The sequence below is a fragment of the Halorubrum sp. LN27 genome (genome assembly GCF_016635065.1).
Taxonomy (GTDB): domain Archaea; phylum Halobacteriota; class Halobacteria; order Halobacteriales; family Haloferacaceae; genus Halorubrum; species Halorubrum salipaludis.
The window spans coordinates 1,269,743-1,293,676 of sequence record NZ_JAEPET010000001.1 but is presented as its reverse complement, the minus strand read 5'-3'; the positions used below and the strand labels follow the sequence as shown (position 1 = coordinate 1,293,676).

Genomic DNA, 23,934 nt, shown 5'->3' with positions numbered 1-23,934 from the left:
GGAGCGCAACGAGCGTACGCCGCCCTCACGACTGGGGCTTTGATGGTGTTCACCGTCGATCTGATCGTAGCTATTTATAAGTAATCGGCTGGTGCTTTGGAAGGCCTCACCGTCGCTCCGGTAACAACGATTTATAGGGGATCGACCGGGGAAACGCGCTCCAAGCCGTCTACTTCCAGTGCCAGAAGTGGTTCCCGTCGTCCTCGACGGGCTCGGTCCGCTCCCGGAGGGCGGCGACGTCGTCGGCGGTCGGCTCGTGGTCGTCCGGGAGCGACTCCATGCACTCGAAACAGAGGAAGAACTCGGAGCCGTCGGTCAGCTCCAGCGTCAGTCCCTGCGTCGACTCGAACGCGAAGTTCCACAGGTCGCCGATCCCGCCGGCGATCCTGACGGACCGCTCGCAGACGTCACAGGACTCCGAGGCCATACCACCGGTTGCGGCTCCGAGCGCTAATGCGTGTCGCCGCGGAGACTCCGACGATCGCTTATAAGTATCATACGTGGCTACCGGCTGATCGACGGTGAACACCGCCAAAGCCCCAGCCGCTCGCTTATAAACCGCGGACTGCAGATCGACGGCGAACACGTCCAAAGCCCCAGCCGCGAGGCGGGCGTACGCTCGCTGCGCTCCTCACTCGGTCGCTATCGCTCCCTCGTTGCGGTGCTTGTGTCGCCTGCGCCCGCCTCGCGGCTGCCCCTTTGAGTCCCACCCGACCGCTCCGCACCGCAGCCTCACACCTCCCCAGCCTCGCGGTTCGCGCTCTCCGAGCGCTCACCGCGTCCCTCGCGCGTGCTGGCTCGGCCGCGAGGCGGCCTCGCAGGCACGCGCCACCGCACACCCTTCAGTAACGAATTCGCTACCCCCACGGAGCTCCCCTCTCGTTCCGATCCGAACCCCGCCACACCCGCAATTCCCTTAAGAACCGCCCGTGACGGTCACGTATGAGCGAGCACGACCGGGTCGCGGCCGTCTCCCGCGAGACGAGCGAGACGACGATCGACCTCACCCTCGCGATCGACGGCGACGGCGACAGCGAGGTCTCGACCGGGATCGGCTTTTACGACCACATGCTGGCGTCGTTCGCGAAACACGGCCTGTTCGACCTGACGGTCGACTGCGACGGCGACCTCGAGATCGACGACCACCACACCGTCGAGGACGTTGCGATCTGCCTCGGCGAGGCGTTCGACGAGGCGCTCGGCGACAAGCGCGGCATCCGGCGGTACGCCGACCGGCGCGTCCCCCTCGACGAGGCGGTCGCGAGCGTCGTCGTCGACGTGGCCGGCCGCCCGTATTACGAGTTCTCGGGGGCGTTCTCGCAGGAGTCGGTCGGGGAGTTCACGAGCGTCATGGCCGACCACTTCGCGATGTCTTTGGCGCACAACGCCGGCCTGACGCTCCACGCCGAGATCGAGCGCGGCGACAACGCCCACCACGAGGTGGAGGCGCTGTTCAAGGCGCTCGCCCGCGCGCTCGACGACGCGACGCGGCTCGACGAGCGCCGCAGCGACACGCCGAGCACGAAGGGCGAACTGTAGCGGGCGACCGCGCCGACGGCGCACCGGCCGCCGATCCCAGCCACCGCCCCGTTCCGACGGTTTAAATCGGATCGGAGCCCACTCTCCGGTAATGCAACCGAGTTCGCTCGCCGGGCTCCCCGCGGGCGTCGGCGAGGCGCTCGAAGCGGAGGGCGTCGCGGAGCTGTATCCCCCGCAGGAGGCCGCCGTCGAGGCCGGCGTCGCCGACGGCGAGAGCCTCGTCGCCGCGGTCCCGACCGCCTCCGGGAAGACGCTGATCGCCGAGCTCGCCATGCTCTCCGCGGTCGAGCGCGGCGGGAAGGCGCTGTACATCGTCCCCCTGCGCGCGCTCGCCAGCGAGAAGAAGACCGAGTTCGAGCGCTGGGAGGAGTTCGGCGTCACCGTCGGCGTCTCCACCGGCAACTACGAGTCCGACGGCGAGTGGCTCGCCAGCCGGGACATCATCGTCGCCACCTCGGAGAAGGTCGACTCGCTGATCCGGAACGGCGCGCCGTGGATCGACGACCTCACCTGCGTCGTGAGCGACGAGGTCCACCTCGTCGACGACCCGAACCGCGGCCCCACCCTCGAAGTGACCCTCGCGAAGCTCCGGAAGGTGAACCCCGGCCTCCAGACGGTCGCGCTCTCGGCGACCGTCGGCAACGCCGACGTGATCGCCGAGTGGCTCGACGCCGAACTCGTCGAGTCCGACTGGCGGCCCATCGACCTCCGGATGGGCGTCCACTTCGGCAACGCGGTCGACTTCGCCGACGGGAGCAAACGTGAGGTCCCCGTCGAGCGCGGCGAGGACCAGACCGCCCGGCTCGTCGCCGACGCCTTGGACACCGAGGAGGACGGGCAGGGCGGCTCCTCGCTCGTCTTCGTCAACTCCCGGCGCAACGCCGAGTCGTCGGCCCGGAAGCTCACCGACGTGACCGGCCCGCGGCTCACCACCGACGAGCGCGACCGGCTCCGCGAGCTGGCCGAGGAGATCCGGTCGGGCTCCGACACCGACACCGCCGCCGACCTCGCGGACGCGGTCGAGAAGGGGTCCGCCTTCCACCACGCGGGGCTCCGGAGCGAGGACCGCGCCCGCGTCGAGGACGCGTTCCGCGACCGGCTGATCAAGTGCATCTCCGCGACGCCGACGCTCGCCGCCGGCGTCAACACCCCCGCCCGCCGGGTGATCGTCCGCGACTGGCGCCGCTACGACGGGGAGTTCGGCGGGATGAAACCCTTAGACGTCTTGGAGGTCCACCAGATGTGCGGCCGCGCGGGACGCCCCGGCCTCGACCCGTACGGCGAGGCGGTCCTGCTCGCGAACGACGCCGACACGAAAGAGGAGCTGTTCGAGCGGTACCTCTGGGCCGACCCCGAGCCGGTCCGCTCGAAGCTCGCCGCCGAGCCCGCGCTCCGGACTCACGTGCTCGCCACCGTCGCCTCCGGGTTCGCCTCCACGCGCGACGGCCTGCTCTCCTTCCTCGACAACACCCTCTACGCCACCCAGACCGACGACGAGGGGCGGCTCGCGGCCGTCACCGACACCGTCCTCGACTACCTCGCCGTCAACGACTTCGTCGAGCGCGACCGCGACGACGGAAGCGAGAGTCTGACCGCGACCGGCATCGGCCACACCGTCTCGCGGCTCTACCTCGACCCGATGAGCGCGGCCGAGATGATCGACGGGCTCCGGTCGGTCGCCCGGGGCGCCGACGGTGCGGCCGCGGGCGCCGACGGAGAGGCCGGCGAGTTCGTCAGGACCGGCGACGACGGCGACGAGCCCGGGTTCGGGACGTACGCTCGGCCGGGCGAGGACGGCTCGCCGGACGAAGGGGAAGTGGAAGGGGAAGCGGAGGAGACAGGGGGGAAAGCGACCGACGAGGCGGCGACGGACTCCCCCGAAGTCACCCCGCTCGGCTGCTATCACCTCGTCAGTCGCACCCCCGACATGTACGAGCTCTACCTGAAGTCGGGGGACCGCGAGGAGTACACCGAGCTCTGCTACGAGCGCGAGGCGGAGTTCCTCGGCGACGTGCCTTCCGAGTACGAGGACGTGCGCTTCGAGGACTGGCTCGCGTCGCTGAAGACCGCCCGCCTGCTGGAGGACTGGGCGAACGAGGTCGACGAGGACCGCATCACGGAGCGGTACGGCGTCGGCCCGGGCGACATCCGCGGCAAGGTCGACACCGCCGAGTGGCTCCTGCGCGCGGCCGAGACCCTCGCGCGCGACGTGGAGGGAATCGACGGCGACGCGGTGGTCGCGGTCCGGGAGGCGAGAAAGCGCATCGAGTACGGCGTCCGCGAGGAGCTGCTCGACCTGGCCGGCGTCCGAAACGTCGGCCGGAAGCGCGCCCGGCGGCTGTTCGAGGCCGGGATCGAGACCCGCGCGGACCTCCGCGAGGCAGACAAGGCGGTCGTCCTCGGCGCGCTCCGCGGGCGCGAGCGCACCGCCGAGCGCATCCTCGAACACGCCGGCCGCGAGGACCCCTCGATGGACGACGTGCGGCCGGACAAGTCGGCCTCGGCGGCGGCGACCGCCGGCTCCGCGAGCGACGACGACGGCGAGGGACAGGCGAGCCTGGGTGATTTCCGATGAGCGGGGAGTCCGACTCGGCTTCGTCTCACCGAAATCCGCCCCACCGGGCCCCGCCTCACCGCCTCGTCGCGGGCATCGCGGCCATCGACGACCTCGACGCCTTCCTCGGGGCCCTCGACGAGATCGCGGCGGAGACGGGCGCAGTCGTACAGGCGTTCGACGCGGAGCTGGTCGTCTCGACCGAACACCTCCGCGAGGCGACCCGGCTTGCGGCGCGGTCGATCGCTCGGGACGTGGCCGTCGCCCGCGATCCGGGCGTCGAGGTCATGCTGTACGCGGCCGGCAGACGCCAGATCGACCGGGCGTTCGCGCTCGGCGTCGAGGAGGGCGAGCGGCGCGCGGTCGTCCTCGTCGCCGACTTCGGAGGGGTTCCGGGCGCGGACCGTCCCGACGCGGACCTCGACGCGGCCGCCGCGTCGGTGCGGGAGCTGCTCGCGTCGCCGGCGGCCGACACCGGAGGCGGCGAGTTCGAGCCCGCGTTCGACGCGGAGCGGGTCCGGGGGTTCTACGACATCGGGGAGCGCGAGCTCGCGGCGACCGCCGGCGACCTCCCGGACATCGTCCGCGAACGCGTCGCGCTGCTGGACGTCGAGAAGTAGTCGAAACCCCCTTGCTTCGATTGGAAAACGCGGTACGTGACGGGGATTCGGTTCCAGTCGAAACGTCGACAGAGACCGGGCCGAAGCGCGACCATGAGGGAGATCGAGACGCGGGCCCGGCGGCGAGCGGATCGACGCGCCGGGCGAAAACCGACCGAAGCGAACCGCGAGAATAGTCCATCCTGGATTCGAACCAGGGTCGTTGCCCCCAGAAGGCAACAGGATTGGCCACTACCCCAATGGACTGTGCGCACTCATCGATAGCCAGTGGGTCTTTGTAAGCGTTGCGCGTCGCGGGCCCTCTGTCACGCGTTCACAGGATCTCGAAGGCGGAGCGGGGCGCGAGGGGGTGCGAGACCGGCGGAGGAGATGGCGACGAGCGTCCCCGGGAGACCGATCGCCGAAGGTGCGCATATCGATGCGCTTTAGCCGGTCGGATAGCCACGAACCTGTATGTACGTCGGACGATTCGTCGTCGTCGCGCCCGGTATCGGCGCCTACCGCGTCTCCTCGCGCTCGTTCCCGAACCGCCGCGTGACCGACCGGGACGGAACGCTCACGGTCGGCCCCACTCCGGACGCGCCCGAGACGGACAACCCGTACGTCTCGTACAACTGCGCGCGGGCGGTCCGGACCCCCGCGGACGAGCCGCTGGCGGTCGTCGGCAACGGCTCACACGTCGACCCGATCGCGGAGAAGCTCGAACTGGGGTACCCCGCCCGCGACGCGCTGGCGACGCCCCTGCTCGCGCTCGACTTCGAGAAGGACGACTACGACACGCCCCGTATCGCCGGCGTCGTCGGCGCCGAGACCGCGACGATCGGGGTCGTCCGCCGCGACGGCCTCGTCGTCGAGGCCGTCGACGAGCCCACCATCGTCGCCACCTACGAAACGGACAGCCCCGAGCCGTACGACTTCGCGGCCGCGGACGCCGAGGCGCCCGACGCCGCGGCGGCCGCGACGGAGCTCCTCGGCGCCGACTTCGAACACCCGGTGTGCGCCGCGGGCGCGACCGTCGACGCCGACGGCGTGACGCTGGCGTTCGACAACGACGCGGAGTAGCCGGGCAGCGGACGGAGCTCCGCCCGCTCCGCCGTTTCCGCCTCATGGCCCCTTTCCGCCTCCCGACCCCTTTTGAGTCCGGCGGGCGACCCGCGGGCATGGAGCGCGTCACTGCGGCCGACTACCACGACATCGCGACGCCCGCGGACCCGCGGCTCTCGCCCGACGGCGACCGCGTCGCCTTCCTGCGGCAGGAGCCGATCGACGGCGAGACGACCGAGTCGACGGTGTATCTCGTCGACGCCGCCGGCGACGAAGGCGACGACGCCGGCGACACCGCCGAGGACCCCCGCCGGCTCACCCTCGCCGAGGGCGCCGACGCGGAGCCGCGCTGGAGCCCCTCCGGCGACCGGATCGCGTTCACCGCCACCCGCGGGGCCGACGACGACCGCCAACAGCTGTGGGTGCTCCCCCTCGCCGCCGGCGAGGCCCGGCGGGTCACCGACGTCGTCGGCGGCGTGTCGGAGATCGCGTGGTCGCCCGACGGCGAGCGGATCGCCTTCGTCCAGTCGGTGACGGCCGACGACCGGGAGGCCGACCGGGACCTCGCGGTCCCGGAGGAGTACGAGCCCGAGGACCACCCGGACCCGCGGGTGATCGACCGGACCGTCTACCGCTCCGGGCAGCGCTACTTCGACGGCCGGCGGTCGCACGTCTACGTCGCCGACGCCGACGCGGCGGTCGACGGCGCGACCGGCGGCGACCCGGCCGCGGGGATCGAGCGCGTCACCGACGGCGACGCCGACTTCGGCGCGCCCGAGTGGGGAGGCGCGGAGACGCTCTACTTCACCGAGGCGGTCGGCGACGACCCCGACGACTCGGTCGAGATCGCGATCCGCGCACACGACTTCGGGACGGACGAGACCGAGACCGTCCACGAGACGACGGGGTGGGGCGCCGCGCTCGCGGCGACCGGCGACGGGCGGATCGCGTTCACCCACGCGGAGGCGGAGCGGGTCTCCATGCGGCAGACGGACCTGCGCGTGCTCGACCGGGAAAGCGGGGACGTGACGGAACTCACCGCGGACCTCGACCGCGGCGTCGGCCGTGCGATCGCCCCGCAGTGGGGCCCCGACGACGCGACGCTGTACTTCGCGACGCCCGACGAGGGGAAGACCGCCGTCTGGCACGTCCCGGGGGACGGGAACGACGACCCCGAGCGGCTCTGCCGGCCCGGCACGGTGGCGGGCGGTACCGTCGGCGGCGAGGCGGGCGCCGGCCCCGAGGAGGTGACCGTCGCGTTCGCCGCCAGCGAGTGGGACCACCCGGGCGACGTCTTCGTCTACGACGCCGGGGGCGACGAGCGGACGCGCCTGACCGAGCTCAACGCCGACTACCTCGCCGAGCGCGCTGTGGGCGAGCCCGAGGAGGTCCGGTTCGAGTCGGACGGGACGGAGATCCAGGGGTGGGTGTTGACGCCGCCGGAGTTCGACCCCGAAGGGGAATATCCCCTCGCGGTCGAGATCCACGGCGGCCCGCACGCGATGTGGTCGACGGCGGGGACGATGTGGCACGAGTTCCAGACGCTCGCGGCCCGCGGGTACGTCGTCTTCTGGTCGAACCCGCGCGGCTCGACCGGCTACGGCGAGGCGTTCATGCAGGCCATCGAGCGCGACTGGGGCGCGGTCACCCTCGCGGACGTGATGGCCGGCGTCGAGGCGGTCGCGGACCGACCGTACGTCGACGAGGCGAACGCCTTCGTCACCGGCGGCTCCTTCGGCGGGTTCATGACGGCGTGGACGGTCGGCCAGACGGACTACTTCCGCGCGGCCGTCTCCCAGCGCGGCGTGTACGACCTGACCGGATTCTACGGGTCGACGGACGCCGCCTACAAGCTCGTCGAGGGGGACTTCGACGCGGTCCCCTCGGAGGAGCCGGCGTGGCTCTGGGAGCAGTCGCCGACCGGCCACGCCGACGCGGTCGACACGCCGACGCTGTTGGTCCACGCCGAGGACGACACCCGGACGCCGATCTGCACGGCGGAGCTGTACCACCGGCTGCTCCGCAAGAACGGCGTCGACACGCGGTTCGTGCGCTACCCGCGCGAGGGCCACGAGCTCTCGCGGTCGGGGGAGCCCGCCCACGTGGTCGACCGCATCGAACGGATCGCCCGCTGGTTCGACGGCTACTCCGAGCACCACGACGCGCCGCGGGCGCTCGACCGTCCCGACGAGGAGGGGTTGAGCGCGGCGGACGACGAGGGCGGCGAGGGCGGCGAGGAGCCGAACGACGAGGGGTAGGCGTTCACTCCCGGTCGTCCGGGTCGAACGCGTCGATCGCGCTATGAACCCCCTCGACCCACTCGTCTAAGGCGTCGTGGAGCCGCTGTTTCGCCTCCGGGACCGGGATCGCGGTGTACTGGTAGACGTAGCCGCCCGAGTCGAGCAGGCGGCGGCGGCGCTCCACGAGCCCCTTCTCGCGCAGGGTCGACAGCGACCGGTTCACGTTCGATCGGTCCCGGTCGAGGGTCTCGGCGAGCTCGGCGACGGTGCTCCCCGGGTGATCGAGCAGCGTCAGGTACGTGCGGCTCTCGTGGTCCCGGACGCCGAACACGCAGGAGAGCACGTGATCGAAGGACGGGGAGACGTCGCCGACGAGGTCCTCGATCTCGGGATCGCTCATGGACTCCGTTCGACGGCGGACGGGTTAAAAGCCGCCATCCGGCCCGTGGGGTCGCAGCGTCCCCCGACCGCGATCGGCCTCGCCGGCCAGCTATCGGTCGGGGCTCGCCGGCGATCAGTCGTCCGCCGCGGCGTATCCCATCCGGCGGACGCAGCCGCGCATCGCCGACTCGTCGCTGTGGCGGTGGAGGTTCGTCGGCGTGTCGCAGTGATAGGTCTCGCCGTCGTACCGGAGCACGACCTCGTGGTCGCCGCCGGCGACCTCGACGTCGACGAGGACTCGCCGGCCCTCGTTGAGCGCGTCGATGATCTCGTCGACCGACAGCTCGCCGGCCGCCACCCGGAGTACCTCGGTCATTGGCGTGTGTTCGCGGCTCCGCGAGTTAAGTTCGGCGTGTTGGCGTCGGCGGGGCGTCGGGGAACGGGAGATCGGGTCAGGTCATCGTCGAGTCCGGCCCGCCCTCCTCCTGGGGCGGCTCGACCCCTTCGGCGGCGGCCACGTCCTCGGTCCGCTTTTCGGCCTCGACGTGCCAGCGGTCGATCTCGGACTCGTACTCGGCGAGGATGTCGCTCACCTCCGCTTTCAGCTCGTCGTCGTTGACGTTCACCTCGAAGACGAACGTCTCGCCGTCCTCGCCGCGGCCGACCTCCTGGATGTTGGCGCTGACGAGCTCGTTGTCGAAGTAGTACGGCGCCATCTGGGTCATCACCTTCCGGTACACCGTGTCCTCGACCTTCCGGAGCGCCTTGCGGCTCGCGGAGTCGGCCGCGCGGGCGACGTGGCCGATCGACTCGCCCCACCTCTCCATCGCGCTCTCGGTGTCGTTCTCCTCGACCTTCTCGTAGGACTCGGTGAGCTTCTCGCCGGCCGTCTGGAGGTCTTCGCCGGGCGACTTCCCGGCCTGCTCGCCCTCCCCCTCGCTGACGGACGCCTGCTCGGCGGTCTTCGCCGACACGTCCTCGTCGATGCGCTCGTGGGACTTCGGGCGCCAGTCGTCGAACTCGTGGAACGCGTCGCCGTCGGCGCCCGTCTCCCGGAGCGCCAAGGCGATCCGCTCCCCGTGTTCGACCACGTCGCCCCAGTCTCCGCGCACCTTGAAGCCGGAGATGCTCTCTTCCATCGATTGGCCCCGCTACGGAACGAACGCGTATAAATCTCTCCGAACTGACGTGAGCCGGCGTCGACGGGCGGCGGCGGTTCCGACGCGGCCGGAGCGGCGTCGACGGGCGGCGGCGGTTCCGACGCGGCCGGAGCGGCGTCGACGGGCGGCGGCGGTTCCGACGCGGCCGGAGCGGCGTCGACGGGCGGCGGCGGTTCCGACGCGGCCGGAGCGGCGTCGACGGGCGGCGGCGCTACTTCCCGTACGCGATCCGGCGACCGAGCTCGTTGATCCGGTCTTTGAGGTCGCCGAGGACTCCCGCGGGCGAGATCCGGCGGATGGACGACTCGTCGACCTCGATCCGCTCGCCGGCGAACGGGTCGCGCTCGGCGCGCTCGTCCGGGCTCTGGTCGCCCGCCACCGCCCCGACGACGGTCGACATCGAACACCGGCCGCACGCCTCCGCTTCGATCGTCGCGTCGGTCGGCTCCGATGTGGCTGTCTCGTCTGTCATGTGCTCTCTACCCATGGGTAGGCGGCTCAGTTCCTTAAAACCGCGCCTCGGACCCGCTCGACGCGGTCGAGGTCGGCGGTCGGCGCAATCGGAACCGCCTCCCGACGCCCTTTTTACCTGCACCGTGGAACGAGTTCGCATGGGATATCGCGTCGTCGACGTCGACTCGGTCGACCCGGAGTCGGGCCGCCCCTGCGAGTGTCGCAAGCTGTCCGAGCCCGGCGGGCTCGACGCCGCGGCGATCAATCGATTCCGCGCGGAGCCGGGCGAACAGCTCCCGCTGGCGTACCACTACCACGAGACGCAACAGGAGGCGTTCTACGTGCTCGACGGGACGCTCTCGGTGGAGACGCCCGAGGGGACCCACGAGGTGCCGGCCGACGACCTGTTCGTCGTCGACCCCGAGAGCCCCCAGCGCGCGTACAACCCCGCGGACGCCGACGGCCCGGTGACCGTGCTCGCGGTCGGCGCGCCGCCGGCCGACGACGACGCCGTCGCGTACGACCCCGACGAGGACGGCGCGGGGGCGGGCGACGCCGACGATGAGTGAGAACGCGACGCCGGGCGAGGGCGCCGAGACCGACGGGACTGCCCAGCCCGGCGAGGGGCCCCGGCGGGACCCCGAGGAGCTGCCGACGGAGATCCGCGAGGCGGTCCCGGAGTACGACGACGAGTACCTCGACCGCGTCTCCGACCGCCTGATGTACAGCTACGACCTCGACCGCGACGTCGTCGTCGACGGCGAGCGGTTCGAGCTATCCGCCGAGATGCGGGTGCGGAACCAGAAGCAGTTCCTCCACCCCGCCCTGAGCTACGCGGACCACGACATGATGGAGTTCCTGTTCGCCCGGCGCGTCTCCACGCCGTCGGTCGCCGAGCTGGAGCGGCTCGTCGAGTTCGCTCACGGCGTCGCCGACGAGCGCGTCGAGGGCGACGAGGAGCACTACGGCACCGACGTCACCGTCGCGCTCGTCGCGGACCGGATCCCGGAGGCGGTCGCCGACTTCGTCGACGGGTTCCGCGACCGCACGCTCCTGAAGTTCGGCTACTATGGCCACTACGAGGTGAACCTGATCGTCGTCGCGCCCGACGAGGAGTCGCTGGTGGCGAGCGAGACTGCCGACGTGGCCGGCGCGTTTCGCCTGTGGGAGTCGGTCGCGGAGCCGGACGAGGGGTTCTTCTCGCGGCTCGCGAAGCGGTTCTGGCGGTGACGGTCGCCGGCTTTCCCGAAAAATGACCGCGGAGCGCGCGGAGGGCGCGGAAGCGGGGGCGGTCGCTCGCGTCAGTCGTCGCTCGGCTCCGCGGCCGGGCGGTCCCCGTCGCGAACGCTCGTGATGTTGCCGTAGCCGATGCGCACGAGCGACAGCGCGAGGTAGACGAGCACGACCGCGAGCGCGATGCGGACGACCATCGATATCTGGTTGCCGATACCGGTCACGCCGCCCTGTATCAGGTTGACGAACAGCCACTGATACCCCGCCAGGAACGCCAAGGCGATCACGGTGATGGCGACCATGATGGCCATCGGCACGCCCGTGCTGACGAGCTGTTTCGTCTCGTCCCAGTTGGCGAGCCAGACCGTTCCGGTGAGCAGCGCGAGCGCGGCGAGCAGCTGGTTCGCGCTGCCGAACAGCGCCCACAGGGTCGCCCACTCGCCGGAGATGACCAGCGCGTACGCGATCAGCCCCTGAACGACCGGATTCGTGTACCGGCCGCGGGCGAACGAGCCGATCCCGCCGCCGAAGCCGGTCTCGCTCTGGGTCCCTTTCGTGCCGACGATCTCCTCCATCATGTACCGGCCGAGCCGCGCGGCCGTGTCCGTGGAGGTGAGCAGGAAGCTCACGAGCACCAGCGCCATGAACGGGGCGCCGTACTCGGCGGGAATGCCGAGGCTCGTCAAGATGATGCCGCCGCCGCTCGCGAAGTTCGGCAGCGCGCCGCCGATGCCGCCGGCCGCGGCGTCGGAGGCGAACCCGGCGATGGCGAGCGCGGACAGCGCCGTCGCCGCGAGCAGCCCCTCGCCGAGCATGCCGCCGTAGCCGATGAGCCGGGCGTCGCTCTCCTTGTTCAGCTGCTTCGCCGTCGTCCCCGAGGAGACCAGCGAGTGGAACCCGCTGATGGTCCCGCAGGCGATGGTGACGAACAGCATGGGGAAAAGCGGGTACGGCGCCCGGCTGTCGACCCCCATGAACCCCTGGAACGGCTGGATGCTGCTGTCGATCACGAGCGGCTGCGACGAGGTGCCGAAGATCGTTCCGACGATGATCGCCAGCAGCGCGCCACCGACGCCCGCGTACAGCAGGAACGACGAGAGGTAGTCGCGCGGCTGCAGCAGCGTCCAGACCGGGAGCGCGCTCGCGATGACCGCGTAGATCAGGATGACGGGCACCCAGGCCGCCGTGTTACCGCCGAGCGCGCCCGCGCCGGGCACCCACGAGCCCGTGCTCCCCTCGAAGAGGACGAACGTGCCCGCCGTGTGAGAGGCGTCGCCCGCCAGCTGGAAGAACGCGAACGGGTACTGGATGCCGACCCAGACGCCCGCGAACACGCCGGCGACGAACAGGGCGGTCCCCGGGATGAACGGGCCGTCGAGCTGGTAGAGGTACACGCCGAACACGACCGCGAGCGCGATGTACACGAAGCTCGCGGTCGCCGCCGACGGGAACGCGTTCAAGACGATCCCGACGACGAGGGCGAACACGGCGACGACGAGGATGATCGTCAGGAACGCGAACCACAGCAGCAGGTTCTTCCCGCGTTCGCCGACGTACTGCCCCACGATGTACCCGATCGACCGCCCCTCGTGGCGGATCGAGCTCGACAGCGAGATGAAGTCGTGGACCGCGCCCATCAGGGGGTTCCCGATGGCGACCCACAGAAGCGCCGGGACCCATCCCCAGATGGCCCCGGCCGTGATCGGGCCGACGATCGGCGCGCCGCCCGCGATGCTCGAGAAGTGATGCCCCAGTAGTACCGGCTTCTTCGACGGTACGTACTCCTGTCCGTCCTCGTACTTGTGCGCCGGCGTCTCCCGTTCGTCATCGAGTTCGACGAACTGCGAGAGGTACCGCGAGTACCCCATATACCCTACGGTGAAGGTGCCGAGCACAGCGACGACGATCCAAATTACACTTGTCATAGGTTCCCTCCCTCATGGTACCGATTCACGATCGGCCACTTAAGTATTATCTTCAATAGTGATCTATCGGCGGATCCCGCCGCAGGTGCGCGATTTCGATCCGTCGAATTGCGTTTATTTAATTTATTCTTATATGAAAGGTTCCGCGACGGCGGTCGCGGTCGCCGCCGCGCGCCCGCGTACCGGGGACCGGAGACCGGAACCGGTAGTGAGAACGGAGACCGGGAATCGGTGGTGACGAACAGGGGATCGAGCGCGAGCGGGTCTGCGGCCCGGTGTCGGCTCCGGAGACGGCTACCGCTCGGCGGAGGCGGGGTCCTCGGCGACCTCGCCGTCGCCGCCGTCGCCGCCCGTCTCGACGTCGAGCGCGGCCGCCACCTCGGCGAGCACGTCGCCGCGGACCTCGCTGGTCCGCGACTCGATCTCGGCGACGAGCGGGGGATCGAACCGCTCGCGGACCTGCCGGAGGCGGTCGCGTTCGGTCGCCGCCTTCTCGCGGAGGTAGCGCGCTCCGCGGCCCTCCTCGTCGTCGTCGGGCTCGGGGGTGAGCTTGTTCGCGACGAGCCCGCGGACGCGCAGATCGCGCTCGCCGAACCCCTCGATCGCCCGCTCCGTCTCGTTGACCGAGAGCTGGTCGGGGTTCAACACGAGGAAGAAGGCCGCGTCCTCCCGCATGGTGTCGCCCGCGAACTCGAAGAACTCCTTGCGCCGCTGGAGGCGCTCCAAGACGGGGTCGCCGTCCATCAGCCGCCGCGGCTCCATGTCGCCGATCGCGGCCTTCTCGAACAGGTCGATCGACTGCCTGCGCTTGTACAGCAGCCGGTCGATCCAGTCGCCGAGGAAGTCGGGGAGTTCCAAGAGCCGCAGCGTCGAGCCGGTCGGCGCGGTGTCGAAGACCACCCGGTCGTACGCCTCCCCCTCCTCGCGCATCACGCTCACGAACGCGTCGAACAGCGCGGCTTCGTACGCGCCCGGGGTCCCGTGCGACAGCTCCAGCTGGCGGTTGATCTCCGAGACCATCGCCGCCGACACCTGCTCGGAGAGCGACTCGCGGATCTCTTGAAGGTGCCGCTGCATCTCGTCTTCGGGGTCGATCTCCATCGCGTCGAGGCCATCGATCCCGTCGACCGGAGCCGGTTCGTCGCCGAACTGCTGGTCGAAGACGTCCGACACCGAGTGCGCGGGGTCCGTCGAGACGACCAGCGTCCGCACCCCGTCGTTCGCGCAGCGGGACGCGTACGCGCAGGAGACGGTGGTCTTGCCGACCCCGCCCTTCCCGCCGAAGAAGACGAATCGCTCCATCACCGGCCCCCGGAGGTCGGTCCCGTCATCAGAAGTGGTACTGCTGTCCCTTCCGCTCGATCAGGGTCTCGCGGTCCCACAGCCGCCGCTCCCACGCCTCGAACTCGTCTTCGAGGTACGGGAGGAGCTCCGCGGTGTAGTACGAGATCGGCGAGGGGATCCCGAAGGCGTCGGGGAAACACGCGAGCATGAACTCGTCTTCCGCGTCCTCCGCCTCCTTCTCGATCTTCTCGTAGGCCGGGTGCGTGATCATCCCGTGGTACAGCCCACGGAGCCACTCGTCGAGCGCGGCCCGAAAGGCGGCGATCCGGTCTGCGATCGTCATGATCCATCGTGATACCCCGGCGCGGTAAAAGCTGTCGCGGGCGGTCGAGACGGCTGGGACGGATGAAAAAGCGAGAGCGGGCGAGACGAATGAGGCGGACGGGAAAGCGAGAGCGGGCGAGACGAATGAGGCGGACGGGAAAGCGAGAGCGGGCGAGACGGTCAGGCCGAGTTGCCGTCGGCGGCGAGTTCGCCCTGCGGCTCGTCGGCGTCGTCGCCCTCGCCGAGCTCCGGCTTGTCGTTGTCGCCGGGACTGGGGGAATGGACGCTGTTACCGATCGCGCCCCAGACGAGGTACAGCATCGCGACGACCATGAGCAGCGTCATGACCGTCGCAGCGATCCCCACCGCGGACACGTACTGGAACATGGTGCGCGGTCCGCGGGCGCGACGTATCAACGTATCGGCTTTCGACGGCGGGACGGCGCTCGCCGTCTCGGGAGACGCCTCCCCGCGGAGTTGAAGGGAGTCGCCGACCGAGGGGCCCCATGGACGACCGGATCCCGGTGACCGTGCTCTCGGGGAGCCTCGGCGCGGGCAAGACGACGCTGCTGAACCACCTCTTGCGGAACGCCGGCGACCGCGACGTCGCGGTGCTCGTCAACGACATGGGCGACGTGAACGTCGACGCCGAGCTGATCGCCGAGGAGTCGGAGGTCGGCGTCGAGGGCGTCACCGAGCTCTCGAACGGCTGCATCTGCTGCGAGCTGCAGGACGACCTGGAGACGGCCGTGGTGCGGCTCGCCAACGAGCGCTCCTTCGACGCCCTGGTCGTCGAGTCCTCGGGGATCTCGGAGCCCGCGCCGGTCGCTCGGCTGTTCACGACCGAGTCGCGCGCGGCGGCCCGGTATCGGGTCGACGCGCTGGTGACCGTGATCGACACGCGGCAGTTCCTCGACGCGTTCGCGGGCGACGAGGTCCCGGAGCGGCGGGTCAACCCGGACGCGGAGGGGGAAAGCGGGAGCGTCGAAGGCGGCGACGGAGGGGGAGACAGCGACAGAGGCGGCGACGGCGACGAGGGCGACGCCGAGCGCCCCCTCTCGGACCTCCTCGTCGAACAGATCGAGGTGTCGAACCTCGTCGTCTGTAACAAGGCCGACCTCTGTACCGACGCGGAGATCGACGAGGCGGTCGAGCTCGTGGGCGCGCTCCAGCCCGACGCGGAGACGGTCGTCACGGAGTTCTCCGCGGTCGATCCGGACCGGATCCTCGGCGTCGGCCTGTTCGACGAGCGCGCGGTCGGCGACCTGCCGGGGTGGAAGCGGGCGCTGGCCGAGGGGGAGGGAAGTCACGGCAACGGGAGTGACGGGGACGACCACGACCACCGCCACCCCGACGAGGTGTACGGCGTCACCTCCTTCACCTATCGCCGCCGCCGGCCGTTCCACCCCGACCGGATCGCCGCCGTCCTCCGCGACCTCCCGGACGACGTGGTCCGCTCGAAGGGGACGCTGTGGGTCGCGGGCACCGACCAGCGGCAGCAGGTCGGGCAGGCGGCACGGTCGGTCCGCGTCACCGCGCTCGGCCCGTGGATCGCGGGCCTCCCGTCGGTCGAGCGCGACATGCTGCGCTCGAACCGCCCGGACCTCGACTGGGACGACGAGCGCGGCGACCGCCGGACCGAGTTCGTCGTCATCGGGACCGGCGTCGACGAGGCCGCGCTGGTCGACCGGCTCGACGACGCCCTCCTCACGGACGCGGAGCTGGCCGACCTCGGCGGCGGCGCGATCGGCGACGACCCCGCCGCCGTCGACCCCGCGCCGTTCCCGACAGAACAGGGCGCCGAGGTCGCGCTCCGCGAGCCCTGAGCGCGGGGCGTCGCTCCGGGCACAGCTCGTCGCTCCGGGCGCAGCTCGTCAGTCGGGATCCGGCCCGCTGACGCGAGTCGCGTTCAGCAGGCGCAGCCGGACCCGCTCGCGCGCTCGAAGCGCATCGAGTCGCCGCAGTCGGGACACCGGGGGACCCCGTCGTCGTCGCGGTCGATCCCCCGGTCGTCGACCTCGACGTCGCGGACGCGGACGGTGCAGTCGTCGCACCAGTACGAGCCCTCGGAGCCGTCGCCGCCGGTGTCTCCGGGCGCGCGCTGGGTCGAGGCCGCCAGCGCGTCGGTGACTGTGTCAATTAGACCCATGAATGAAGTTCGCACGCCGATCCACCTCAGCGTCCCGCTGGCGTGCGATCCGATCGCACGACCGTTTTCGCCCCACGCGTCCGGCTCGCGGCGAACTCCCAGCGGGTCGACCGCGGCCCCCCGCGGGAACTCAAAGCAGCGGCACCGTGAGTCCGATCAGGAGGCCGCCGAGCGCGAGCGCGGCGTACACCAGGCGTTCGAACCGCGGCCCCGCCGGCAGGGGCCCGGCGTCGACCGCGGGCGCCTGCCGGACGAGCTGCCGGTACGCGACCCATCCCGCCCCGGCGAACGCGGCCGCGGCGGCCGCCAGCGACGCGCCGAGCGACAGCCCGTAGGCCGTCCCGAAGATCGGCCCGAACGAGAAGGCGAACATGAACGCCAGCCCCGCGGCCACCAGGAAGGGTACGGGGTCGACGGGGTCGCCGCGGCGGTTGCGGAGGCGTGGCGGCCGGACCATGGCCGCGGTACGGCGCCGACGGACAAGAGCTAAGTGGCGCACACGCGCCAGTCGGCGTATGAGCGAGGAAGACGGAGCGCCGGGCGACGACGAGGGGATCCGAGCCGGCGTCGAGGAGTCGACGGGCGACCCGCGGGTGGTGCTCGCGATGAACGCCGTGCTCTCGGCGTGGTTCGCGTGGGTCGTCGTCTGGGGGCTCGACTTCCTCGGGTTCATCACGCTCACCCTCCAGAACGTCGCGACGCTGGCGCTGATCCTCTTCGCGCTGACGTACGTGGCGGTGTTGCGGTAGCCGCCCCGGCGGCCCGCAGTCGGGGCCTCTCGCGGAACACGGCGGGGAACCGCGTCCGGAGACCGCGTTTGCGAGCCGACGAACCGGCGAGTTTCGCCATCCTTTAACTCGAACGGGGCTCTGTTCCCGACAATGACGATCGAAGATCGCGACGACGCGCACCTCATCACGCACGCGCTGGCGAAGGACACCCTCTCGCGGCTCCGCGACGTCGAGACCGAGCAGGTCGCCTTCCGGAAGGGGCTCGTGAAGCTCGGCCGGATCTGCGGCTACGAGATCATCGACGGCGCGATGGAGACCGAGTACGTCCCGGTGGAGACCCCCCTGGAGGAGACGACCGGCGAGCGCGTGAAAGGGCTCGACGACGTGGTCATCATCAACGTGCTCCGGGCCGCGACGCCGTTCGTCGAGGGGCTCCTCAAGGCGTTCCCGCGCGCGAAGCAGGGCGTCATCTCGGCCGGCCGCGACGAGGAGGCCGGGATGACCGACGACGGCGAGTTCCCGATCACCATCGACTACGTGAAGCTCCCCGAGATCCGACCCCAGGACACCGTGATCGTCGCGGACCCGATGCTCGCCACGGGCTCGACGATGTGCGCCGTCCTCGACCACGTCCTCAACGAGGCCGACGACTTCGAGGACCTGTTCGTCCTCTCGGCGGTCTCCGCGCCCGACGGGCTCGTCCGCGTGAGCGAGTCGGTACCCGAGGCCGACCTGCTGACGGTCGCCATCGACGACCGCCTCGACGACGACGGGTTCATCCTCCCCGGGCTCGGCGACGCCGGGGACCGGGCGTTCCGGACCGTCTGAGGCGACCGTTCGCGCGATTCTCGCGTATCACCGAGAGTTCCGTAATGATGTTCATTAGCGGGTGGTTCTGGACGTTCATTCTGCTATTTCCCGTTTAGTTTTGACATCGCCAACGTCTTTATATATTCCCGCGGAGATAGCCGGAGCCGATGACGACCACGTACGGAGCGCTGTCGCTGGCGCCGCCGCTCGTCGCGATCGCGTTGGCGATGTACACCCGCCGGACGCTCGTCTCGCTTTTCGCCGGGGTCTGGATCGGGGCGCTGCTCGTCGCCGACTGGAATCCGATCGCCGCGACCGCGCTGGCGAACGACTGGCTCGTCGAGGTGGTGTTGAGCCCGTTCAACGCGAAGTTCCTCCTGTTGATCCTCTTTATGGGCGCCGGCGCGGCGTTCATCTACCGGTCCGGCGGCGTGCTCGCGCTCGAGCGGTGGGTCGCCGACCACGTGAACACGGCGCGCGACTCCCAGCTCCTGACCTGGGCGCTCGGCGTGTTCCTCTTTTTCGACTCCTACACGAGCACGATCGTGACCGGGAACGCGACCCGCGACCTCGCGCGGCGCAACGAGACGTCGACGGAGATGCACTCGTACGTGCTCGACTCGACGACGTCCCCGGTGACGACGTTCGGACCGATATCGAACTGGATCGGCTTTCAGGTGTCGATGATCGTCGTCGGCTTCGAGGCGATCGACGCGACCGCCGGAGACTACGGGGTCACGCCGTTCGAGCTGTTCATCCGGTCGATCCCGTGGAACGTCTACTGTTTCATGGCGTTTTTCATGGTCGGGCTGATCGCGTTCACGCAGCGGTTCTACGGGCCGATGCTGAACGCCGAGTGGCGCTCGCGCGCCGAGGGCAAGCCGCTCCGGGACGACGCGACGCCGCTTTCTGACGTGAGTTCCGACGTGGGCGAGCCCAGCGAGGCGAATCCGCGCCTCGCGAACTTCTTCCTCCCGCTCGTGGCGCTGATCGTCGTCGGAATCGTCTCGCTGTGGTGGCTCGGCGGCGGCGCGGACCCCGGCGTGAGCCTCGCCGAGTCCTTCGAGGAGACCGACGTCGCGCTCGGGCTGTTGTACGGCGCCTTCGCGTTCATGGTGACCGGCTTCGCCGGCGCCGTCGGCTTCCGGACGATGGACGTCGAGGAGGCCAGCGAGACGATGGTCGACGGCTTCGAGACGATGGTGATCGCCGCGGCGATCATCGTCCTCGCGTGGGGGATCGGTCACGCCGCGGAGCAGGTCGGCACCGCCGACTACGTCGTCGACCTGCTCGTCAGCGGCGGGGTGCCGGCGGGCGTCCTCCCGATTCTGATCTTCCTCGCGGCGATGCTGGTCTCGTTCACGACCGGAACGTCGTGGGGGACGATGTCGATCCTCACGCCACTCGCCATTCCCCTCGGACTCGAGCTCGGCGGGATCGAACTCCTCCCGGTCCTGCTCGGCGTGCTGTTCGGCGGGGCGATCTGGGGCGACCACTGCTCGCCGATCAGCGACACGACGGTGATGTCGTCGATCTTCGCCGGGGCGGATCACATCGATCACGTGAACACGCAGGTGCCGTTCGCGCTCACCGCCGCCGGAGTCACCCTCGGCGTCCTCGGGCTGTACGCGGCGGGCGTCCGGCAGATAGCCCTGCTCTTCCCCCTCGCGGTCGCGCTCACCGTCGTCGCCGTCTTCGCGCTGAACCGGATTGACGCCCGCCGGAAGGGACTCCCCGAGGTGATGCCGACGGCGGCGGAGATCGACGCCGCCGACGCCGTGGGTGACGGGACGGAGACGAAAGGCGGCGCGGGCGTCGAGGGGAGCTACGCCCTCGTGTCGCCGGTGGCCGCCGGCGCGCTCGTCGTCGTCGTCGCGTACCTGATCTTCCTGGCCGGCTTCTTCGCGCTCGGCGGCGGCGCCTGACCCCGCCGACGTACTTTTAAGAGCCGCCCGCGCGACCGATCCGTATGAGCGACGCGCCGACGACCGAGCCCTGCGACGGCTGCGGCGAGCCCACCACGGACGCGCTCGCGCGCACCGTCCGGCTGAGCGTCGACCGGGCGAACATCGACACCCAGCGGCTCTGTCCCGACTGCTTCGCCGACTGGATCCAGCGGTATCAGGACCGGCTCGGCTCCGGCCGCGACGACGGCGACAGCGACAGCTCCGAGATCATCGTCGACTGACGGGACCGCGGCGTCGGCGCCCGGTGCCGATCCGTCGCCGACACGCCCGGCAACGTCCGTTCCGACCGCCCGTCTTAAGCCGCGGCGGCACTGACGGCGACGTAATGGACCTCGCCATCGACGCCCCGGCCCCGGCGGCGCCCGACTGCGCCGACGACGGGACGTGGCTCGCCTGCATCGCGTGCGACGAGACGTTCGCCCCCTTCGAGGACATCCGATACACCTGCGACGAGTGCGACGGGCTCCTGGAGGTGCGCTACGCCGACCCGCCGACGTTCGCGGAGTTCGGCGCGGGGGCCCCCTCCGAGGGCCCCGACCGCGGCGTCTGGCGCTACCGCGAGGCGCTCCCCTTCGACCTGGGCGTGACGCTCCCCGAGGGCGACACCCCGCTCCACCGCGTGCCCCGCATCGAGGAGTCCGTGGGGGTGGAGGCGCTCCGGATCAAACACGAGGGGATGAACCCCACCGGCTCGTTCAAGGACCGGGGGATGACGGTCGGGGTCCGGGTCGCCGAGGAGCTCGGCGTCGGCGCGCTCGCGTGCGCCTCGACCGGCAACACCTCCGCCGCGCTCGCGGCCTACGGCGGCCGCGGCGGGATGGAGACGCTCGTCCTCCTCCCGGAGGGGAAGGTCGCCGCCGGGAAGATCGCGCAGGCGAGCCTCCACGGCGCCCGCATCCTCGAAGTGGACGGCAACTTCGACGCCTGCCTCGACATCGTCCAGGAGCTGGCCGCCCGCGGCGAGGCGTACCTGCTCAACTCCCTGAACCCGTTCCGCCTGGAGGGCCAGAAGACGATCGGCTTCGAGATCTTAGAGGAGTTCCGCGACGATTACGGGACGTTCCCGGACCGGATCGTCCTCCCCGTCGGCAACGCGGGCAACACCTCTGCGCTTTATAAAGCGTTCCGCGAGCTGGTCCAGTCGGGCGCGCTCGAAGTCGACGAGGTCCCCAAGCTGACCGGCGTGCAGGCCGAAGGCGCCGCGCCGATGGTCGAGGCGGTCGAAGAGGGGAACGACGAGATTCGACGCTGGGAGGAGGTCGAGACGCGCGCGACCGCGATCCGCATCGGCAACCCGGTCAACGCGCCGAAGGCGCTCCCCGGCATCCGCAACACCGGCGGCACGGCGGTCGCCGTGAGCGACTCGGAGATCACCGACGCGCAGCGCGACCTCGCCGAGGAGGGCGTCGGCGTCGAGCCCGCCTCCGCCGCGAGTCTCGCCGGGCTCCGGAAGCTCCGCCGCGAGGGCGTCGTCGACGACGACGAGCGGGTCGTCTGCCTGACGACGGGGCACCTCTTAAAGGACCCCGACGCCGCCTACGAGGCCGGGGGCGACCCCGAGCCGGTTCCGAACGACGTGGACGCGGTCGTCGAACACCTGCGCGACTGAGTCGGGCGTCCGAACACCTGCGCGACTGCGTCGGATGCCGACGCGGGTTCTCAGACGCGACACACTCGCAGTTTGTATTAAATATCAGAGCCGAATAGGGGAACCAACTTGATCGACATCCCGCTGACGGCGACCCTCTCGGCGGCGGCCGCGGTCGTCGCCGCGGTCGCCGCCGCCGTCGCGTTCGAGTTCCGGGACGAACCGGGGGGTCGCGCGGCGATCGCCTTCATGGCGGCGACCGCGTGGTGGTCGGCGGGGCTGTTCGGCGAGACGCTCGCGGCGACGGAGGCGGGGAAGCTGTTCTGGCTCAACGTCCAATACCCGGCGACCGCCGTCGTTCCGGTCGCGTCCGTCGCGTTCGTCGCGTCGTACCTCGGCTACGACGCGTGGCTCACCCGGCGGCGGATCCTCGCGCTCGCGGCCCCGCTCGTCGCCCTGACGCTCCTGAGCTGGACCAACGACGTTCACGGACTGGTCCGGACGGGGACGGAGCTGGTCGCGTACGGCGAGGGGACGGTGCTCTCTCGAGAGCTCGGGCCGGCGTGGTGGGCCGGCTGGCTCTACTCGCAGGTCCTGCTCGTCGGCGCGGTCGGGGCCCTCGCGTACGGCGTGTACGACTCGGCGCCCGCGTTCCGGGGGTTCGCCGCGCTGCTGTGTCTCGGCGGCGGGGCGCCGTGGGTGGCGCAGTTCGTCGTGATCGGCGGCGGCCCCGCGTTCCGGCCCGAGCTCCTGTTCGTCCTCACGGGCCTCTCCTTCGTGGTCGCCGTCCGCCGAGGACGGAGCCTCGGGGTCGCGCCCGTCGCCCGACGGCTGACCCTGGAGGCGATCCCCGATCCGATCCTCGTCCTCGACGCCGGCGGCCGGGTGGCGGACGCGAACCCGGCGGCGCGGGCGTGGCTCGGCGACGACGCGGTCGTCGGCGCCGCGGTCGCGGACGCGCTGGCCGACTTCCCGGCGATCCGCGGCGCGTATCGCCGGGGAGCGGCCCCCGACGAGCCGCTGCGGATCGCGGTCGGCGGCGAGACGCGCTTCGTCTCCCTCTCGGTCGTTCGCCTGCCGGCGCTCGGCAGGCGTTCGCAGGGGACGGTGCTCCTGTTGCGAGACGTCACGGACTCGGAGCGGAACCGACGCGACCTCGAGGTGGCGAACGACCGGCTCCAGACGCTGACGCACGCGTTGGCACACGACATCAAGAACCCGCTCGCGGTCGCGGAAGGGTTCACGGAACTGGCGGGCGCGGGCGACGAGGCGGCGATCGACCGCGTGGAGACGGCCCACGACCGGATGTTCGAAATCGTCGACGAGACGCTCGCCGCGGTCGATCACCCCGACGCGGGGGGCGCAACCGGTGACGGCGCGTCGTTCTCGTTTGCGGCCGTCGCCGAGGCGGCGTGGCGAACCGCGGAGACCGACGACGCGACGCTGCGGATCGAGGGCGACGAGACGTACGACGCGGACGAGACCGCGGTCCGCAGCGTCTTGGAGAACCTCTTCCGGAACGCCGCGGTCCACGCCGGGGCGGAGCCGAACGTGACCGCGGTCGCGCTCGACGGGGGCTTCGCCGTCACCGACGACGGCCCGGGGATCCCGCCGGCGGAGCGGGAGCGCGTGTTCGACCGGGGCTACACGACCGCGGACGGCGGAACGGGGATCGGCCTGGCGTCGGTCGCGACGCTCGCCGCCGCCCGCGGCTGGACCGTCGGGATCGGCGCCGCCGGGACCGGTGACGACGACCGGGGGGACGAGGGGGTCGGCGGCGCCGCCGTCGTCGTCTCGTTCGGTGACCGTCCCTTGGAGTCGATGGCCGACCCCGTCGTCGCCGACCCCGACGCGGTCGTGGCGGCGTCGCGCGACGGTCGGTCGGGGTCGGCGTGAGGTCGCTCCCGGGGACGACGTAGGCAGCGGGGGGAG

General features: G+C 70.9%; 25 protein-coding genes. 14 read left to right on the top strand and 11 right to left on the bottom strand.

Annotated features, from left to right (window positions below; all coding sequences use genetic code 11):
* Positions 1-169 precede the first annotated feature (169 nt).
* Positions 170-427, bottom strand: coding sequence for a hypothetical protein (locus JIN95_RS06420; protein ID WP_095636984.1), 258 nt, complete (start codon positions 425-427; stop codon positions 170-172).
* Between the two features lie 515 nt (positions 428-942).
* Between JIN95_RS06420 and hisB the strand changes: the two genes are divergently transcribed.
* The 5 genes from hisB (at position 943) to JIN95_RS06395 (ending at position 8,015) form a co-directional block, all read left to right on the top strand.
* Positions 943-1,539, top strand: coding sequence for an imidazoleglycerol-phosphate dehydratase HisB (gene hisB / locus JIN95_RS06415; protein ID WP_200530838.1), 597 nt, complete (start codon positions 943-945; stop codon positions 1,537-1,539).
* Between the two features lie 91 nt (positions 1,540-1,630).
* Positions 1,631-4,114, top strand: coding sequence for an ATP-dependent DNA helicase (locus tag JIN95_RS06410; protein ID WP_200530837.1), 2,484 nt, complete (start codon positions 1,631-1,633; stop codon positions 4,112-4,114).
* Positions 4,111-4,713, top strand: coding sequence for a KEOPS complex subunit Cgi121 (cgi121, locus tag JIN95_RS06405; RefSeq protein ID WP_200530836.1), 603 nt, complete (start codon positions 4,111-4,113; stop codon positions 4,711-4,713). The genes JIN95_RS06410 and cgi121 overlap by 4 nt, the downstream gene beginning before the upstream one ends.
* A gap of 453 nt (positions 4,714-5,166) precedes the next feature.
* A complete protein-coding gene (locus tag JIN95_RS06400) occupies positions 5,167-5,775 on the top strand; it encodes an IMP cyclohydrolase (RefSeq protein ID WP_095636988.1) in 609 nt (202 codons plus the stop codon).
* Between the two features lie 98 nt (positions 5,776-5,873).
* Complete coding sequence (locus JIN95_RS06395; protein WP_200530829.1) at positions 5,874-8,015, top strand: S9 family peptidase; 2,142 nt, start codon at positions 5,874-5,876, stop codon at positions 8,013-8,015.
* A 4-nt stretch (positions 8,016-8,019) separates the two neighbouring features.
* On the opposite strand, the gene JIN95_RS06390 is transcribed toward JIN95_RS06395, so the two are convergent.
* The 4 genes from JIN95_RS06390 to JIN95_RS06375 all read right to left on the bottom strand — a co-directional run bounded on the left by JIN95_RS06390 (position 8,020) and on the right by JIN95_RS06375 (position 10,010).
* Positions 8,020-8,397: a helix-turn-helix domain-containing protein gene (locus JIN95_RS06390; protein ID WP_095636990.1), complete on the bottom strand. Its 378-nt coding sequence runs from the start codon at positions 8,395-8,397 to the stop codon at positions 8,020-8,022.
* Between the two features lie 114 nt (positions 8,398-8,511).
* Positions 8,512-8,754, bottom strand: a complete 243-nt coding sequence (locus JIN95_RS06385) for a hypothetical protein (protein ID WP_095636991.1) — start codon at positions 8,752-8,754, stop codon at positions 8,512-8,514.
* Between the two features lie 76 nt (positions 8,755-8,830).
* Positions 8,831-9,517, bottom strand: a complete 687-nt coding sequence (locus JIN95_RS06380; protein ID WP_095636992.1) for a DUF5828 family protein — start codon at positions 9,515-9,517, stop codon at positions 8,831-8,833.
* 232 nt (positions 9,518-9,749) lie between these two features.
* A complete protein-coding gene (locus tag JIN95_RS06375) occupies positions 9,750-10,010 on the bottom strand; it encodes a hypothetical protein (protein WP_095636993.1) in 261 nt (86 codons plus the stop codon).
* Between the two features lie 139 nt (positions 10,011-10,149).
* Here JIN95_RS06375 and JIN95_RS06370 point away from each other — a divergent pair, with 139 nt between their 5' ends.
* Together JIN95_RS06370 and JIN95_RS06365 are read left to right on the top strand one after the other, a co-directional pair.
* On the top strand, positions 10,150-10,560 hold the full coding sequence (locus tag JIN95_RS06370) for a cupin domain-containing protein (protein WP_095636994.1): 411 nt from the start codon (positions 10,150-10,152) through the stop codon (positions 10,558-10,560).
* Positions 10,553-11,221, top strand: coding sequence for a hypothetical protein (locus JIN95_RS06365; protein WP_200530828.1), 669 nt, complete (start codon positions 10,553-10,555; stop codon positions 11,219-11,221). Before JIN95_RS06370 ends, JIN95_RS06365 begins: the two co-directional genes overlap by 8 nt.
* Positions 11,222-11,292: 71 nt before the next feature.
* Here the strand turns inward: JIN95_RS06365 and JIN95_RS06360 are convergent, their stop codons facing one another.
* The 4 genes from JIN95_RS06360 to JIN95_RS06345 all read right to left on the bottom strand — a co-directional run bounded on the left by JIN95_RS06360 (position 11,293) and on the right by JIN95_RS06345 (position 15,144).
* A complete protein-coding gene (locus JIN95_RS06360) occupies positions 11,293-13,149 on the bottom strand; it encodes a carbon starvation CstA family protein (protein WP_095636996.1) in 1,857 nt (618 codons plus the stop codon).
* Positions 13,150-13,443: 294 nt separating this feature from the next.
* Positions 13,444-14,451 (bottom strand): TRC40/GET3/ArsA family transport-energizing ATPase, encoded by a 1,008-nt coding sequence (locus JIN95_RS06355; RefSeq protein WP_095636997.1) that lies wholly within the window; start codon positions 14,449-14,451, stop codon positions 13,444-13,446.
* 28 nt (positions 14,452-14,479) lie between these two features.
* A complete protein-coding gene (locus JIN95_RS06350; protein ID WP_095636998.1) occupies positions 14,480-14,776 on the bottom strand; it encodes a hypothetical protein in 297 nt (98 codons plus the stop codon).
* Between the two features lie 161 nt (positions 14,777-14,937).
* Positions 14,938-15,144, bottom strand: coding sequence for a hypothetical protein (locus tag JIN95_RS06345; RefSeq protein ID WP_095636999.1), 207 nt, complete (start codon positions 15,142-15,144; stop codon positions 14,938-14,940).
* 119 nt (positions 15,145-15,263) lie between these two features.
* Here JIN95_RS06345 and JIN95_RS06340 point away from each other — a divergent pair, with 119 nt between their 5' ends.
* Positions 15,264-16,583, top strand: a complete 1,320-nt coding sequence (locus JIN95_RS06340; protein WP_200530827.1) for a GTP-binding protein — start codon at positions 15,264-15,266, stop codon at positions 16,581-16,583.
* A gap of 83 nt (positions 16,584-16,666) precedes the next feature.
* Here JIN95_RS06340 and JIN95_RS06335 read toward each other — a convergent pair whose 3' ends face one another.
* Both JIN95_RS06335 and JIN95_RS06330 read right to left on the bottom strand, forming a co-directional pair.
* Complete coding sequence (locus JIN95_RS06335; protein WP_200530826.1) at positions 16,667-16,906, bottom strand: hypothetical protein; 240 nt, start codon at positions 16,904-16,906, stop codon at positions 16,667-16,669.
* Between the two features lie 130 nt (positions 16,907-17,036).
* Entirely contained in the window at positions 17,037-17,363 is a 327-nt protein-coding gene (locus JIN95_RS06330) for a hypothetical protein (protein ID WP_200530825.1), read from the bottom strand.
* 58 nt (positions 17,364-17,421) lie between these two features.
* Between JIN95_RS06330 and JIN95_RS06325 the strand changes: the two genes are divergently transcribed.
* From JIN95_RS06325 to JIN95_RS06300, 6 genes are all read left to right on the top strand, one after another.
* A complete protein-coding gene (locus JIN95_RS06325; protein ID WP_095637003.1) occupies positions 17,422-17,655 on the top strand; it encodes a hypothetical protein in 234 nt (77 codons plus the stop codon).
* 132 nt (positions 17,656-17,787) lie between these two features.
* Positions 17,788-18,465: a uracil phosphoribosyltransferase gene (gene upp / locus JIN95_RS06320; protein ID WP_095637004.1), complete on the top strand. Its 678-nt coding sequence runs from the start codon at positions 17,788-17,790 to the stop codon at positions 18,463-18,465.
* 149 nt (positions 18,466-18,614) lie between these two features.
* Positions 18,615-20,372: a Na+/H+ antiporter NhaC family protein gene (locus tag JIN95_RS06315; protein ID WP_234699167.1), complete on the top strand. Its 1,758-nt coding sequence runs from the start codon at positions 18,615-18,617 to the stop codon at positions 20,370-20,372.
* Positions 20,373-20,416: 44 nt separating this feature from the next.
* Entirely contained in the window at positions 20,417-20,635 is a 219-nt protein-coding gene (locus tag JIN95_RS06310) for a hypothetical protein (protein ID WP_095637005.1), read from the top strand.
* 104 nt (positions 20,636-20,739) lie between these two features.
* Complete coding sequence (gene thrC, locus JIN95_RS06305; protein WP_095637006.1) at positions 20,740-22,023, top strand: threonine synthase; 1,284 nt, start codon at positions 20,740-20,742, stop codon at positions 22,021-22,023.
* 108 nt (positions 22,024-22,131) lie between these two features.
* Positions 22,132-23,898, top strand: a complete 1,767-nt coding sequence (locus tag JIN95_RS06300; RefSeq protein WP_200530824.1) for a histidine kinase N-terminal 7TM domain-containing protein — start codon at positions 22,132-22,134, stop codon at positions 23,896-23,898.
* Positions 23,899-23,934: the final 36 nt, after the last annotated feature.